Source organism: Microbacterium azadirachtae (assembly GCF_000956545.1).
In the GTDB taxonomy this organism is placed as follows: Bacteria; Actinomycetota; Actinomycetes; order Actinomycetales; family Microbacteriaceae; genus Microbacterium; species Microbacterium azadirachtae.
On record NZ_JYIT01000084.1, the window covers coordinates 1 to 14043 of the forward strand.

A 14043-nucleotide genomic window follows, 5' to 3' on the forward strand; every position below is an offset into this window, starting at 1 on the left:
CTGCACTCCGCCGGCGCCCGCGCCGTAGAACATCAGCGGCCCGGCCGCCTCGGCCTCCACGAACACGGCGTTGTTGCCGCCGGGCGCGCTGGCCGTGGGTGCTCGGCGTCGTGCTGGTCGTGCTCGCCGGGATCGTGGTCGGCGGCGAGTTCGTCGCGCGCGCCGTGGTCGCCCAGCAGATCCGCTCCCAGGTGATCACGGCCCTGAAGCTCCCGGCGGACCAGCAGCTCGACGTCGCCGTCGGCGGGATCGTGCTGCCGCAGCTCGTCGCCGGACGCCTGGACGACGTCCATCTGTCGACGAAGAGCGTCGCGATCGGGCCGATCACGAGCGCGGTCGACGTCGACGCGACGGGCGTGCCGATCCGTGGCGGCGCCCTCGGCAGCGCCACCGGCACCTTCCGCATCACGGCCGATCAGCTCGAGGCGGCGGTCAAGGCTGCTGCGGGCGCGTCGACGCCGATCGAGTCGGTGACCATCGACGGCGCCGGGGTGAAGGCCGCGGGCACGGTGTCGCTGTTCGGTGCGAGCGTGCCCCTCGCCCTCGCGCTCACTCCGGGGGCGGAGAACGGCGAGCTCACCTTCACGCCGACCTCGGCGTCGATCGGAGCGCTCACCGTCGACCCCGACACGGTCGCCTCGTCCCCGTTCGGCGCGGCGCTCAAGCCGCTCTTCGCGACGCAGAAGGTCTGCATCGCAGACCGGCTCCCCGCCGGCGTGCACCTGGGCGGGCTGCGGGTGAAGGACGGGGAGCTGATCGCCACCTTCACCGCGGACAGCGCGATCACGACGGATCCTGCGCTGCTCGAGAACGGCACCTGCCCGGCGTCCTGAGTCAGCGAGTCCCGCCCCGCTCCGCCTTCAGGGCCTCGCGCGCGGCGTCGCGTTCGGCCGTGGTCGCGGCCAGCAGACGCTCTGCCCGGTCCAGTCGACGCTCCGCGAACGAGCGCGGCTGTCCCGAGGTGCGATCCTCGCCGTCCTCCACACCGGTGATGATCCAGGCGCCCGCCAGCAGGACGACCTGCGAGGAGAGGTTGAGCCACAGCAGCAGCGCGATGAGCGCGGCGAAGGAGGCGAGCAGCGGATTCGCGGAGGCGCTGCGGACGAACAGCGTCGACAGCTGCTGCAGCACGAGCAGGCCGGCGCCGCCGATCGCGGCGCCCGCCCACAGGGTCCTCGCATCGGCGCGCACCCCGGAGAGCACGGCGAAGACCGACGCCACGAGCGCGGTGTCGAGGGCGAAGACGACGACCAGCGACACGATCCGCTCCGTCCATGCCGCGGCGACCGCATGCTCGGCGCCCAGGAGGACGGCGATCCGGTCGATGCCGAACGAGCCGATCACCGTCGCCGCGGCCGAGAGCGCGAAGCCGACGCCGATCCCGGCGGCGAGTCCGAGGTTGCGCAGGATCACCCAGTACCACTGCACGTCGTCGGCCAGGCGGCCGGCGAGGGTGCGCAGCGCGATGCGCAGCGACCCGATCGCGCCGAGAGCCGCCCCGATGAGGCCGACGAGCGAGGCGGCGCCCGCGATCGAGAGGCCCGTCGGCGCCGCGATGGTCGTGGGGTCGATGAGCCCGTCGGATCCGATCAGCCCGGGCACGGCGGCGTCGACGGCCCGGATGAGCGCGGCGAGCGCCTGCCTGTTGCCGGACAGCCAGAGCCCCGCGACGGAGAAGCCCAGCAGCACCGCGGCGAAGACGCTGAACAGCGCGCGGTAGGTGATGCCGTCCGCCAGGGCGGGGCCGTGCTTCTCCGCGTACAGCAGCCAGGTGCGCACCGCCCGCCAGCGCAGCACGCGTGCCAGCATCGCGTCGATCCGCTTCTGGATCCGCGTCTTCTCTGCCGGTGCGTGCTCGGAGTCGGTGCGGGTGCCCATGCGTCGAGCGTAGCGAGAGGGGTGGGTGAGGTCGGCGCCCCTTGACGCGGGGTAGGGGGGATGGGGTAGTGACCGGCGCCGACGGCGGCGGACCGTCACGTTCGGTGCATGCTCACGTCTCCGTCGCGACGACCTCGGCCTTGAACCCCTCGCTGTTCTCCAGCCAGCCCGCGTAGTGGTCGGGTCCGCCCGCGTGGGGGTACCGATCGTCGTACAGCGCGTTCCAGCCGTGCTCCGGCGCCTCGGCCATCAGGCGGTCGACGTCGCTCCTCGACCCGCCGTGGAAGGCGAGGTGGTTGAGGCCGGGAAGCCTGCGGTCATGCCTTTCGCCGCGCAGTCCGGGGGGCACGCAGACGGTGAGATAGGAGTCATCCGCCCGCCAGGAGCTTCCGTCCTCCCAGGCGGCGTCGAGCGTGAAGCCCAGGCGGTCCAGGAGCCAGGACCACTCGGACCGCGCGCGATCCAGATCCGCGACCCACAGCTCGACATGATGGAATCCGCGCACGATCACATCCAAGCAGGTCGGGTGCCGCGCGGCCGTCACACCCGTCGGGTCGGGGCAGTGCGGTGCTCTAGAATTCTCAGAACCCGGCCCGCTCTGGGCCGCGCTCGAAACCCGAGTCCCACACGACGATTGGTGCCCTGTGCTTTCCGCATCGCCCGACGACGCGCTCGCTCCGGCCTGGCTGGAAATCCCGGCCGATCCGAACGGACTCGCCCCGGGGGTGTGGCCCGCGTCCGCGCGCCGCGACGCAGACGGAGAGCTCGAGCTCGGCGGCGTGGGCGTCGCCGAACTGCGTGCACGATTCGGCACGCCGCTGTACGTGCTCGACGAGGCGGAGGTGCGCGCCCATGCGGCCCGCATCCGGAGCGCCTTCCACGACGCGGCCGCCGCGCACGGAACCAAGGCGCGTGTCTACTACGCCGGCAAGGCGTTCCTCAGCACCGAGGTCGCCCGGTGGGTGACGCAGGAGGGGCTCCGCGTCGACGTCTGCAGCGGTGGCGAGCTCGAGATCGCGCTCGCGGCCGGCGTCAAGCCGTCGCGGATCGGCTTCCACGGCAACAACAAGAGCGTCGCAGAGCTCGAGCGCGCTGTCGCGGTCGGCGTCGGCACGATCATCCTCGACTCGGCGATCGAGATCGAGCGCCTCGGCGCGATCGCCGAGCGCCGTGGCGCGGTGCAGCGCGTGCTGCTGCGCGTGAACAGCGGCGTGCACGCCGAGACCCACGACTTCCTCGCCACCGCGCACGAGGACCAGAAGTTCGGGACGCCGCTGGAGGCCGCGCCCGCGCTCGTCGAGCGGATCCGCGAGATCCCCAGCCTGAAGCTGCGGGGTCTGCACTGCCACATCGGCTCGCAGATCTTCGGATCCCGCGGCTTCGCCGAGTCGGCCTCTCGCATGATCGAACTGCACGCGGCGCTGCGCGAGGGCGGTGAGCTCCCGATGCTCAACCTCGGCGGCGGCTTCGGCATCGCTTACACGTCCGCCGATGACCCGACGCCCATCGAGGAGCTCGCGGACTCGATCGTCGACGCCGTCGCGCGCGAGTGCGAGGTGCGGGGCATCCCGATCCCGATCCTCGCCTTCGAGCCCGGCCGTGCGGTCGTGGGCCAGGCCGGCGTCACCCTGTACGAGGTCGGCACCACCAAGGAGGTGTCCCTCGGTGATCGGGGTGAGCGCCTCTACGTGAGCGTCGACGGCGGGATGAGCGACAACGCCCGTCCCGCCCTGTACGGATCCCAGTACTCGGCGCGCATCGCGTCGCGCGAGGGCACGGGCGCCCCCGTGCTGGCGCGCGTCGTGGGCTCGCACTGCGAATCCGGGGATGTCGTCGTCGACCACGAGTACCTCCCCTCCGACGTCACCCCGGGCGACCTGCTCGCGGTGCCGGCGACCGGCGCCTACTGCCACGCGCTGTCCAGCAACTACAACCACACCCCGCGCCCCGCGGTCGTCGCCGTCCGCGACGGCCAGGCGCGGGTGATCGTGCGGGGGGAGACCCTCGCCGACCTCCTCTCCCGGGACGCCGGCATCGCCGCCCCCGGGACCTCGGAGCGCACCGGTGCCCGCACCGGAGAAGGAGAAGCATGACGGAACTCGACGGCCACCGCCGCACCCTCCGCGTCGCCCTGCTCGGGGCCGGATCCGTGGGGTCGCAGGTCGCGCGCCTGCTGCTCGCGCACGGCGCCGACCTCTCCGAGCGCAGCGGCGCGACGCTCGAGCTCGCGGGGATCCTGGTCCGCGACGTGAACGCGCCGCGCGACGCGGAGCTGCCGCGCGAACTGCTCACCACCGACGCCGAGGCGCTGATCCTCGGCGCCGACATCGTGATCGAGCTCATGGGCGGCATCGAGCCGGCGCGCGGCTACGTGCTGCAGGCGCTGCGCAGCGGCGCCGACGTCGTCACCGGCAACAAGGCGCTGCTCGCGACGCACGGCGCGGAGATCTTCGAGGCCGCCGATCAGGTGGGCGCCTCCGTGTCGTACGAGGCCGCCGTCGCCGCCGCGATCCCGATCATCCGGCCGCTGCGCGACTCGCTCGCCGGCGACCGGATCGAGCGGATCTTCGGCATCGTCAACGGCAGCACGAACTTCATCCTCGACTCCATGGACCGTCAGGGGCTGAGCGCCGAGGAGGCGCAGCGGATCGCCACCGACCTGGGCTACCTCGAGGCGGATCCGACCCTGGACCTCGAGGGCTTCGACGCGGCGCAGAAGGCCGCGATCCTCGCGAGCCTGGCCTTCCACACCCAGGTCTCGATCGACGACGTGCACCGCGAGGGCATCTCGTCGGTCACCGCTGACATGATCGAGGACGCCCGTCGCGCGGGCTACGTGATCAAGCTGCTCGCCGTGTGCGAGCGCCTCTCCGAGCCCGCCGGCGACGCCGTCTCGGTGCGCGTGTACCCGGCGCTGATCGACCGCGACCACCCCCTGGCCAGCGTGCACGGCGGCAACAACGCCGTGTTCGTGGAGGCCGAGGCGGCCGGGCCGCTGATGTTCTACGGCGCGGGCGCCGGCGGAGTGCAGACGGCGTCGGCCGTGCTCGGCGACGTCGTCTCCGCCGCGCGTCGCCACATCGCCGGCGGCGTCGGCGTGGGGGAGTCCGCGCGGCAGAGCCTGCCGATCGCGCCGTTCGGGCACATCACGACCCGCTACCAGATCACGATCGAGGTCGCCGACGTCACGGGCGTGCTCGCGACCGTCGCCGGGATCCTCAGCGACCACGGCGTCTCGATCGCCACCGCCCTGCAGACGGTGGAGGGCGGCGAGGACAGCAAGACCGCCCGCCTCGTCATCGGCACGCACCGCGCGACCGAGCAGGCCCTCAGCGACACCGTCGCCCGCCTGGCCGACAGCGCGGCCGTCACCCGCGTGGTGTCGGTCCTGCGCGTCGAGGGGGAGTGACGTGAGCGCTGCCGCACCGATGCCGGGGCGCACCGTCGAGGTGCGCGTCCCCGCCACCAGCGCCAACCTCGGCCCTGGGTTCGACACCCTCGGCCTGGCCCTGAGCATGTACGACGAGCTGGAGGTCACCGCGCTCGAGCCGGGGACCTATGAGATCGAGGTCTCCGGATCCGGTGCCGAGGAGATCGCGCGCGACCCGTCGAACCTCGTCGTCCGCTCCATCGCCCACGTGTTCGCCGACGCCGGCATCGCGATGCCGGGCATCCGCCTCGTCGCGCGCAACGGGGTGCCGCATGGCCGGGGGCTCGGCTCCTCCGGGGCCGCCGTGGCCGCGGGCGTCCTCGCGGCCAAGGGCCTGCTCGAGGGGATCGTCGAGCTCGACGACGAGGCGCTGCTGCGCCTGGCGACCGAGCTCGAGGGGCATCCCGACAACGTCGCGCCCGCACTGTTCGGCGGACTCACGATCGCCTGGACGGGGGAGCGCGGCCCGCAGCACAAGAAGCTGCTGGTGCACCGCGGAGTCTCGCCCCTCGTGCTCGTGCCCGGATACACGATGTCGACCAAGGCGGCGCGCAGCCTGCAGCCGCAGCACGTGCCGAGCGAGGACGCGGTGTTCAACGTCTCGCGGTCGGCGCTGTTGATCGCCGCGCTCACGCAGAGCCCCGACGTGCTGCTGGACGCCACGGACGACCGGCTGCATCAGGACTACCGTGCACCCGCCATGCCCGAGACGAACCGCCTCGTGCGCGCACTGCGGGCGGAGGGCTTCGCGGCCGTCGTCTCGGGCGCCGGGCCGAGCGTCCTCGTGCTCTGCGACGGCCCGGGAAGCCGTCTCGACGCGGTCCGCATCGCGGAGACGGCGACGGACACTCCGTGGATCCCGCAGATGGTCGCCGTCGATGTGCGAGGTGGTACAGTGAGGGAACGAGCGGAGGGTTCTTCGTCACAATCGTGATCCCGGCCCGCGACGCACTTCCTGCGTCAGCCGCACAGCATCCGAAACCGCACCGCGAGCCGGTCACCGAGCTCGTCGAGAGCGTGTTCTCCGGGTGGCATGCAGGGGACAGCCTGTTCTCGGCATGATCGTGCGGTCGCGCCCCGGCAATCTGCCGTGTGCGCGTCGAACACCCACGTCTTACAAGAGGAGTACTCGTGGAGACCATCTCCGAGACCCAGATCGACAGCTCGGCTCCGGCCGGCGACGCGTCCGCCGAGGACGCCCCGAAGGCGCCGCGCAAGCGCGCCCCGCGCCGAGCGACCACCGCGAGCGCGGCCAAGGCGGCCGAGGCCGGCGACACCGTCGTCGCAGCCCCCGCCGCCGAGGCCCCCGCCGCTGAGGCCGCTCCGGCCGAGGAGGCGCCGAAGGCCAAGGCCCCGCGTCGCAGCCGTGCGAAGAAGATCGAGGAGGCTCCGGCCGAGACCGCGTCCGCCGACGCTCCCGCCGCGGACGCCCCTGCCGCCGAGGCTGCTCCCTCCGAGGACGCGCCGAAGGCCAAGGCCCCGCGTCGCAGCCGTGCGAAGAAGACCGAGGACGCTCCGGCAGAGACGGCCGACGCCGCTCCCGCCGAGGCGCTGGCCGAGTCCGCCCCGAAGGACGCGCCGGCTGACGCCGCGGCGTCCGACCAGGCGTCCGAGGCGCCCGCCGAGACCGGCGAGGAGCAGACCGGCCGCAGCCGCAGCCGCTCGCGCTCGCGCAGCCGCAACCGCAACGGCGGTCAGGACGGCCAGGGCAACGGCGGCCAGAACAACGGCGGCCAGAACCAGAACCAGAACCAGAACGGTCGCGGCGGTGCTCCCGCCGACGCCGACGAGGACGGCGGCAGCAGCCGCAGCCGGCAGCGCAACAAGCGCCGGGGCGGCGGCAACCAGAACGTCGACGAGTTCGAGACCGAGATCGGCGAGGACGACGTCCTGATCCCGATCGCAGGCATCCTGGACGTGCTCGACAACTACGCGTTCGTGCGCACCACCGGATACCTCTCCGGCCCCAGCGACGTGTACGTGTCGCTCGGCCAGGTGAAGAAGTACAACCTGCGCAAGGGCGACGCGGTCGTCGGCGCGATCAAGCAGCCCCGCGAGGGAGAGCAGCAGGGCCGCCAGAAGTACAACGCCCTGGTCAAGGTCGACTCGATCAACGGCCTGAGCACGGAGGACGCGGCCGCCCGCGTCGAGTTCTCCGCCCTCACCCCGCTGTACCCGCAGGAGCGCCTGCGCCTGGAGACGGCGCCGGAGAAGCTCACGCAGCGCATCATCGACCTGGTCGCCCCGATCGGCAAGGGCCAGCGCGGTCTCATCGTCGCGCCCCCGAAGGCCGGCAAGACGATCGTCCTGCAGCAGATCGCCAACGCGATCGCGCAGAACAACCCCGAGGTGCACCTCATGGTCGTGCTCGTCGACGAGCGCCCCGAAGAGGTCACCGACATGCAGCGCACCGTGAAGGGCGAGGTCATCGCCTCGACCTTCGACCGCCCGGCGGAGGACCACACCACGGTCGCCGAGCTCGCGATCGAGCGCGCCAAGCGCCTCGTCGAGCTGGGCCGCGACGTGGTCGTGCTGCTCGACTCGATCACCCGTCTGGGGCGTGCGTACAACATCGCGGCGCCGGCCTCGGGCCGTGTGCTCACCGGCGGTGTGGACGCCTCGGCGCTGTATCCGCCCAAGCGCTTCTTCGGCGCGGCGCGCAACATCGAGAACGGCGGATCCCTCACGATCCTCGCCACCGCTCTCGTCGAGACCGGATCCAAGATGGACGAGGTCATCTTCGAGGAGTTCAAGGGCACCGGCAACAGCGAGCTGCGCCTGTCGCGCGCCCTCGCCGACAAGCGGATCTTCCCGGCCGTCGACGTCAACGCGTCCTCGACCCGCCGCGAGGAGATGCTGCTGAGCCCCGACGAGGTCAAGATCACCTGGAAGCTGCGCCGCGCCCTCGCCGGGCTCGACCCGCAGCAGGCCCTCGAGGTCGTCCTCGGCAAGCTCAAGGAGACCGAGTCGAACGTCGAGTTCCTGCTGCAGATGCAGAACGCGCAGCTGGGCAAGCCGGCCTCCGGCACGGGCCACAGCCACGCGTCCGAGAACAGCATCCGCTGACCCGCGTCCGCGGATCAGTCATCGTCCGGGATCCGGTCGTCATGTTCGAACAGGTCGAGGCGCTGCGCGACGAGCACCGCAGGGTGGAGAAGGAGCTCTCCGACCCTGAGGTGCACGCCGACGCGGCGCGGGCGAAGCGCGTCAACCGGCGCTACGCCGAGCTCAGCCGCATCGTGAAGGCGCATGACGACTGGATCGCCGCCGGCGAGGATCTCGAGACGGCGCGCGAGTTCGCCCGCGAGGACGAGTCGATCGCGGCGGAGATCCCCGGCATGGAGGATCACCTGCAGCAGGCGCAGGAACGACTGCGGCGCCTGCTGATCCCCCGCGACCCCGACGACGCCCGTGACGTGATCATGGAGATCAAGGCGGGGGAGGGCGGCGCCGAGTCCGCGCTCTTCGCAGCCGATCTGCTGCGCATGTACGTGCAGTACGCCGCGTCGAAGGGGTGGAAGACCGAGCTCCTGGAGCGCACCGAGTCCGACCTCGGCGGCTACAAGGACGTCCAGGTCGCGATCAAGGGTTCCTCCACGGATCCGTCCCAGGGCGTCTGGGCGCACCTCAAGTACGAGGGCGGCGTCCACCGCGTGCAGCGCGTGCCGGCGACGGAGTCGCAGGGGCGGATCCACACGTCCACGACCGGGGTGCTGGTGTTCCCCGAGGTGGACGAGCCCGACGAGATCGCGATCAACCAGAACGACCTCAAGATCGACGTGTTCCGCTCCTCGGGACCGGGCGGTCAGTCGGTCAACACGACCGACTCCGCCGTGCGCATCACGCACGTCCCGAGCGGGATCGTGGTGTCGATGCAGAACGAGAAGTCGCAGCTGCAGAACCGCGAGGCGGCGATGCGCGTGCTGCGCGCCCGTCTGCTCGCGAAGCAGCAGGAGGTGCTCGACGCCGCCGCGAGCGACGCCCGGCGCTCGCAGATCCGCGGCATGGACCGCTCGGAGCGGATCCGCACCTACAACTTCCCGGAGAACCGCATCGCGGATCACCGCACCGGCTTCAAGGCCTACAACCTCGACCAGGTGATGGACGGCGCGCTCGAGCCGATCATCGAGTCCGCGATCCACGCGGACGAGGAGGCGCGCCTCGCCGCCCTCGGCAGCGAGGACTGACCGCGCTCCTCATCACTGGTCGCGGCGGCGTCCGCCCTGAGCCGCCCGCCGCACCTCCAGCTGGTCGAGCACGAGATCCAGGCCGTAGTCGAACTCGTCGCCGAACGCGTAGTCGTGCCCGACGACCATCTGCTCGAGCATCTCGGCGAGGTGCGGATAGTCTGCGGCGGGAAGCTCCAGCCCCTCGGCGAAGGCGTCGGGACCCGTCTCGGGGGTGAACGGCAGGCTGAGCTCGGTGAGCACGAAGCCGTAGATGTACGCATCGAGCACCGAGTAGGCGTGGGCGGCCAGCACGAGCTCGAAGCCGTCGCTGCGCAGCAGCCCGAGCACGCGGTCGTGGTGGCGCATCACCGCCTCGCCCGGGTGCGATCGCGACTCGAGCAGGGACAGCGCCCAGGGGTGCCTCTTGAGCACGGCGCGCATGGCGTGGGCGCGCGAGGTCATCGCCGCACGCCAGGGCGTGCCGAGCTCGAGCAGAGGGATCTGGGCGAACGCCGCGTCGGCGAGCAGGTCGAGCAGCTCCTCCTTGCCGGACACGTGGTGGTAGAGCGACATCGCCTCGGCGCCCAGCGCCCTGCCGACGCTCCGCATGCTCACCGCCCCCAGACCGCCCTCGTCCGCGACCTGCGTCGCGGCCGCGACGATGCGTTCACGGCTGAGCGGGGTGCGCGGGGGCATGTCGACTCCGTTCCGGGCGCAGGTTGCGCTCCTTACACCTGTAAGGCTATCGTGACGAGCACAGACTTACAGGCGTAAGGGGGCAGGATGCGTGCAGGAGTGGTGGAGCGGTACGGACCGCCGTCGGTCGTGCGGATCGCGACCGTGGCCGATCCGGTCGCGGGCCGTGGCGAGGTGGTCGTGCGCGTCATGGCGGCGACGGTCAACTCCGGCGACGCGCGCATCCGCGGTGCGCGCTTCCCGCGCGGGTTCGCCCTGCCGGGCAGGCTCGCGCTCGGACTGCGGGGACCCAGGGCCGCGGTGCTCGGCGTGGTCTTCTCCGGTGTCGTCGAGGCGGTCGGCGAGGGGGTCGAGGTCGGTCGGCGCCGTCGCGGGGGCACTTCGCCGGCGTCCGGGCTCGCGGTCGGCGACCGCGTCTGCGGCATGACGGGGGCGCGGATGGGGGCGCACGCCGAGCTCGTCACGGTGTCCGCCTCCCGGCTCGTGCGCATCGACGACGGGATCTCCTTCGACGATGCGGCGGGAGTGCTGTTCGGCGGCACCACCGCGCTCTCCTTCCTCCGCGACAGAGCTGCGGTGCGCCCGGGCGAACGGGTGCTGGTCGTCGGGGCGGCGGGGGCGGTCGGAACCAACGCGGTGCAGCTCGCGAAGCACCTCGGAGCCACGGTCACCGCGGTGACGAGCGCGCAGAACGCCGAGCTCGTCAGATCCCTCGGGGCCGACCGGGTCGTCGACTACCGGGTCACGCCGACCCGTGCGCTCGCGGAGCACGGCGAGCGCTTCGACGTCGTGTTCGACACGGTCGGCGCGCTGAGCCCGAAGACAGGACGACCGCTTCTCGCCGAGGGAGGGAGACTGCTGCTCGCCGCAGCGACCCTCGGCGAGATCATCGCGGCCCGCGGTCCGGTCAAGACGGGCACCGCCCCGCAGCGCCCCGAGGACTTCACGACGCTGCTCGACCTGGTCGGATCCGGTGCGCTGCGCGTCGTCGTGGACGACGCCCTTCCGCTGGACGGCCTCGCCGCGGCGCACGCGCGCGTCGACTCGGGCCGCAAGACCGGCAACCTCGTGCTGCACCCGCAGCTCGCCGCCGAACCCCTCTGATCCGCGAGGCCGTCACCATGCACCGCGCGTCGGTGTGCGTCCTTCCCTCGCGTCGTCCGGAAGAGCCATCTCGGCGCGCAGGCCCAGAAGGCGCACGGCCCGGTCGGGGGCGATCCGGGCGATGAGCTCCCTGGCTCTGTCGACGACGACGGCCCGGTCGGCGGTCTCCGGGATCCGCTTCGTGAACGTCTTCGTCGTGAACGGCGCATAGCGCACCTTGAGCGCCAGCCCGATGACGCCCCGCCCGTCCTCGGCGACGTCGTCGAGGACCTGATCCAGCAGAGCCAGCGCGGCCCGCTCGATCTCCGCGGGATCGGTGAGATCGGCCTGATAGGTCGTCTCGCGGCTGTGCCCGCGGGGGACCCAGGGCGTGTCGTCGACGACGGCCGACCGTCCGCCCTGCCCGAGCTCCCGGTACCAGAGCCCCATCCGCGGGCCGAACTCAGCGACGAGCTCGTCCTCGGGCGCGTCGGCGAGCTCGGCGACCGTCCGGATACCGCGCGAGAGCAGTCGCTTCGACACCTTCGAGCCGACTCCCCACAGCTCGATCACCCCGCGGTCGCCCATCACCTCGTCCCAGTTCTGCGCCGTGAGGCGGAAGACCCCTCGCGGCTTGCCGAATCCCGTCGCGATCTTCGCGCGCACGAGCGTGTCGCCGATGCCGACGCTGCAGTGCAGCCGTGTGCGATCCAGGACGGCCTGCTGCAGACGGCGCGCATACGCCTCGGGATCATCCGTGTCGACGCCGACGAACGCCTCGTCCCAGCCCAGCACCTGCACGACCGCGCCGGGCTGCGCGCGCAGCTCGTCCATCACCTCCGCGGACGCGGCGAGGTAGGCGGGCGCGTCGACAGGCAGGATCACGGCGTCCGGCACCTTCCGCGCCGCGATGCGCAGCGGCATGCCGGAGCCCACACCGAACTCCCGTGCTTCGTAGGACGCGGTCGACACGACCGCGCGCTCGGTGGGATCGCCACGACCGCCGACGATCAACGGGAGGCCGGCGAGCTCGGGACGGCGCAGCACCTCGACCGCCGCGATGAACTGGTCGAGGTCCACATGGAGCACCCAGTGCATGTCCCCGACAGTACGCGGGGCGGCCGCGGAACGGCACCCGCCCCGCGCTATGCTCCGGCTATGGGCCTCTTCCTCACGCGCACCCTGATCTTCCTGGCTTCGTCCGCGATCGGCCTCATCGTGGCCGACCTGCTGCTGACCGGGTTCACGATCGAGTGGAGCAAGTGGTGGGGCTTCGTGCTGTGCGTGCTGATCTTCACCGTGCTGCAGAGCCTCCTCGCGCCCTGGATCACGTCCATGGCGAACCGTTACGCGCCGGCGCTCCTGGGCGGGATCGGCATCATCTCGACGTTCGCGGCGCTGCTCATCGTCGTGCTGCTGCCGATCGGCGGCCTGCGGATCACCGACGCCCTGGGCTGGATCCTGGGTCCCGTCGTCGTCTGGATCATCACGGCGCTGTGCACGGTCGTGCTGCCGCTGCTGCTGATCAAGCGCGAGGTGCGCGAGGCGGCCGCGCTCAAGGCCGCCGCGAAGAAGCGCTGACCCTCCGCGCCGGCCCGGCTCCGCGCCGGCCCCGGTCCCCGTCCCTTCCCTCTATTTGCGTCAAACCGTGGGTTTCAGGCCCCTAACGCCACGGATCGGCGCAAACAGACGGAGCCTGTGGAGAACCGGCGCGGGGGATGCCTGGTCTGCGTCAGAGTCGGGGGATGGGATCTCCCTCCTCGCACCCGCCGGATCTGCCGTCGTCCTTCACCGTGCGCGAAGGACTGCTCCACGGACTCAGCGAGTGGCGGCTGCGGGATCCGGCTCTGCGGCGCTCGTTCCATGGCGCGCGCAGCCTCGGCACGGCCGTCGATGACGTCCTCGACCCGGGGCCGTGGTGGCAGACGCGAGCCGAGGAAGCCGAGCAGATCCTGCGGGACTACCTCCCCGTGATGCCCGCGCACGCCTTCTTCTGCGGACCGACCGCGGCGTTGCACTGGGGCGTTCCTCTTCCGCGCCGTCTCGACCCCGCCCTGCATGTCGGCGTCTGGCGTCCTCGGACCGCGCCGGTGCGACCGGGGATCCGCGGCCATCAGTTCTCGACGGGATTCGTCCGCACCGTGGTGTCGAGGGGCGTCAGGGTCACGGATCCGGCGAGCACCTGGGCCGGCCTCGGAGGACTGCTCACCGACGACGAGCTGGTGGCGGCCGCCGACTTCGTCCTGCACATCCCGCGCCATCCCGGAGGATTCGCACCGGTGACGGACACGGCGCTCGCGACCCGCGCCGAGCTGGCGGCCTTCGCCGAACGGAAGGGACGCCCGGGGGCTCCCGCCCTGCGTCGCGCGCTCGCGCTCGCCCGCACCGGTTCTGCATCACCGCCCGAGACACAGATCCGCCTGATCCTGCATGATGCGCGGATGCCCGAGCCGACGCTGGACTGGGATGTCTACGACGATCTCGGGCGGTTCCTCGGCTGCAGCGAGCTGGCGTACCCCGAGAGCAGGCTCGCGATCGAGTACGAGAGCGACGGCCACCTCGCCCGTGCGCAGCTCCAGCGCGACATCGACAAGTACCAGGCCTACGCGGAGGCCGGATGGCGCGTCGTCCGGCTGACGTCCGAGCACGTCTACCGTGCCCCGCGGGAGGTCGTGCGCCGCGTGCGTGCCGGTCTCGCCACCTGACCCTTCCGTCCTTCCGTCTGTTTGCGTCAAACGGTGGGTTTCGGGCCCTGAACCCCACGGATCGGCGCAAATAGACGGAGGC

At 71.9% G+C, this 14043-nt stretch carries 13 protein-coding genes; 9 read left to right on the forward strand and 4 right to left on the reverse strand.

The annotated features are described in order from the left end of the window. The first annotated feature begins 191 nt into the window (after nucleotides 1-191). Nucleotides 192-833: an LmeA family phospholipid-binding protein gene (locus RL72_RS15035; RefSeq protein WP_428838630.1), complete on the forward strand. Its 642-nt coding sequence runs from the start codon at nucleotides 192-194 to the stop codon at nucleotides 831-833. 1 nt (nucleotide 834) lies between these two features. Here RL72_RS15035 and RL72_RS15040 read toward each other — a convergent pair whose 3' ends face one another. Together RL72_RS15040 and RL72_RS15045 are read right to left on the reverse strand one after the other, a co-directional pair. Next, a complete protein-coding gene (locus tag RL72_RS15040) occupies nucleotides 835-1878 on the reverse strand; it encodes a YhjD/YihY/BrkB family envelope integrity protein (RefSeq protein WP_082072437.1) in 1044 nt (347 codons plus the stop codon). A 112-nt stretch (nucleotides 1879-1990) separates the two neighbouring features. Continuing rightward, the gene (locus RL72_RS15045) at nucleotides 1991-2383 is read right to left on the reverse strand and encodes a VOC family protein (RefSeq protein WP_045251871.1); all 393 of its coding nucleotides are present in this window, start codon (nucleotides 2381-2383) and stop codon (nucleotides 1991-1993) included. A gap of 139 nt (nucleotides 2384-2522) precedes the next feature. Between RL72_RS15045 and lysA the strand changes: the two genes are divergently transcribed. The 5 genes from lysA (at nucleotide 2523) to prfA (ending at nucleotide 9495) form a co-directional block, all read left to right on the forward strand. Beyond that, nucleotides 2523-3971, forward strand: a complete 1449-nt coding sequence (lysA, locus tag RL72_RS15050) for a diaminopimelate decarboxylase (protein ID WP_045251695.1) — start codon at nucleotides 2523-2525, stop codon at nucleotides 3969-3971. After that, nucleotides 3968-5287 (forward strand): homoserine dehydrogenase, encoded by a 1320-nt coding sequence (locus RL72_RS15055; protein WP_045251696.1) that lies wholly within the window; start codon nucleotides 3968-3970, stop codon nucleotides 5285-5287. Before lysA ends, RL72_RS15055 begins: the two co-directional genes overlap by 4 nt. A gap of 19 nt (nucleotides 5288-5306) precedes the next feature. Next, the gene (gene thrB, locus RL72_RS15060; RefSeq protein ID WP_045251697.1) at nucleotides 5307-6242 is read left to right on the forward strand and encodes a homoserine kinase; all 936 of its coding nucleotides are present in this window, start codon (nucleotides 5307-5309) and stop codon (nucleotides 6240-6242) included. A 197-nt stretch (nucleotides 6243-6439) separates the two neighbouring features. Further along, entirely contained in the window at nucleotides 6440-8374 is a 1935-nt protein-coding gene (rho, locus tag RL72_RS15065; protein ID WP_045251698.1) for a transcription termination factor Rho, read from the forward strand. 41 nt (nucleotides 8375-8415) lie between these two features. Further along, nucleotides 8416-9495, forward strand: a complete 1080-nt coding sequence (prfA, locus tag RL72_RS15070) for a peptide chain release factor 1 (protein ID WP_045251699.1) — start codon at nucleotides 8416-8418, stop codon at nucleotides 9493-9495. A gap of 12 nt (nucleotides 9496-9507) precedes the next feature. On the opposite strand, the gene RL72_RS15075 is transcribed toward prfA, so the two are convergent. Then, a complete protein-coding gene (locus RL72_RS15075; RefSeq protein WP_045251700.1) occupies nucleotides 9508-10173 on the reverse strand; it encodes a TetR/AcrR family transcriptional regulator in 666 nt (221 codons plus the stop codon). An 87-nt stretch (nucleotides 10174-10260) separates the two neighbouring features. Between RL72_RS15075 and RL72_RS15080 the strand changes: the two genes are divergently transcribed. Further along, a complete protein-coding gene (locus RL72_RS15080; protein WP_045251701.1) occupies nucleotides 10261-11277 on the forward strand; it encodes an NAD(P)-dependent alcohol dehydrogenase in 1017 nt (338 codons plus the stop codon). Between the two features lie 12 nt (nucleotides 11278-11289). Here RL72_RS15080 and RL72_RS15085 read toward each other — a convergent pair whose 3' ends face one another. Further along, nucleotides 11290-12354, reverse strand: a complete 1065-nt coding sequence (locus RL72_RS15085; protein ID WP_211256071.1) for a DNA polymerase IV — start codon at nucleotides 12352-12354, stop codon at nucleotides 11290-11292. A 60-nt stretch (nucleotides 12355-12414) separates the two neighbouring features. Between RL72_RS15085 and RL72_RS15090 the strand changes: the two genes are divergently transcribed. Together RL72_RS15090 and RL72_RS15095 are read left to right on the forward strand one after the other, a co-directional pair. Beyond that, on the forward strand, nucleotides 12415-12837 hold the full coding sequence (locus RL72_RS15090; RefSeq protein WP_045251702.1) for a membrane protein: 423 nt from the start codon (nucleotides 12415-12417) through the stop codon (nucleotides 12835-12837). A 164-nt stretch (nucleotides 12838-13001) separates the two neighbouring features. Then, entirely contained in the window at nucleotides 13002-13961 is a 960-nt protein-coding gene (locus tag RL72_RS15095; RefSeq protein WP_052674458.1) for a PDDEXK family nuclease, read from the forward strand. Nucleotides 13962-14043 lie beyond the last annotated feature (82 nt).

Coding starts and splice junctions, on each gene's coding strand:
- RL72_RS15075 (WP_045251700.1), bottom strand. CDS start 10,173: ATGCCCCCGCGCACCCCGCTCAGCCGTGAACGCATCGTCGCGGCCGCG.
- RL72_RS15095 (WP_052674458.1), top strand. CDS start 13,002: ATGGGATCTCCCTCCTCGCACCCGCCGGATCTGCCGTCGTCCTTCACC.
- RL72_RS15040 (WP_082072437.1), bottom strand. CDS start 1,878: ATGGGCACCCGCACCGACTCCGAGCACGCACCGGCAGAGAAGACGCGG.
- RL72_RS15090 (WP_045251702.1), top strand. CDS start 12,415: ATGGGCCTCTTCCTCACGCGCACCCTGATCTTCCTGGCTTCGTCCGCG.
- RL72_RS15055 (WP_045251696.1), top strand. CDS start 3,968: ATGACGGAACTCGACGGCCACCGCCGCACCCTCCGCGTCGCCCTGCTC.
- thrB (WP_045251697.1), top strand. CDS start 5,307: ATGCCGGGGCGCACCGTCGAGGTGCGCGTCCCCGCCACCAGCGCCAAC.
- RL72_RS15080 (WP_045251701.1), top strand. CDS start 10,261: ATGCGTGCAGGAGTGGTGGAGCGGTACGGACCGCCGTCGGTCGTGCGG.
- RL72_RS15085 (WP_211256071.1), bottom strand. CDS start 12,354: ATGCACTGGGTGCTCCATGTGGACCTCGACCAGTTCATCGCGGCGGTC.
- prfA (WP_045251699.1), top strand. CDS start 8,416: ATGTTCGAACAGGTCGAGGCGCTGCGCGACGAGCACCGCAGGGTGGAG.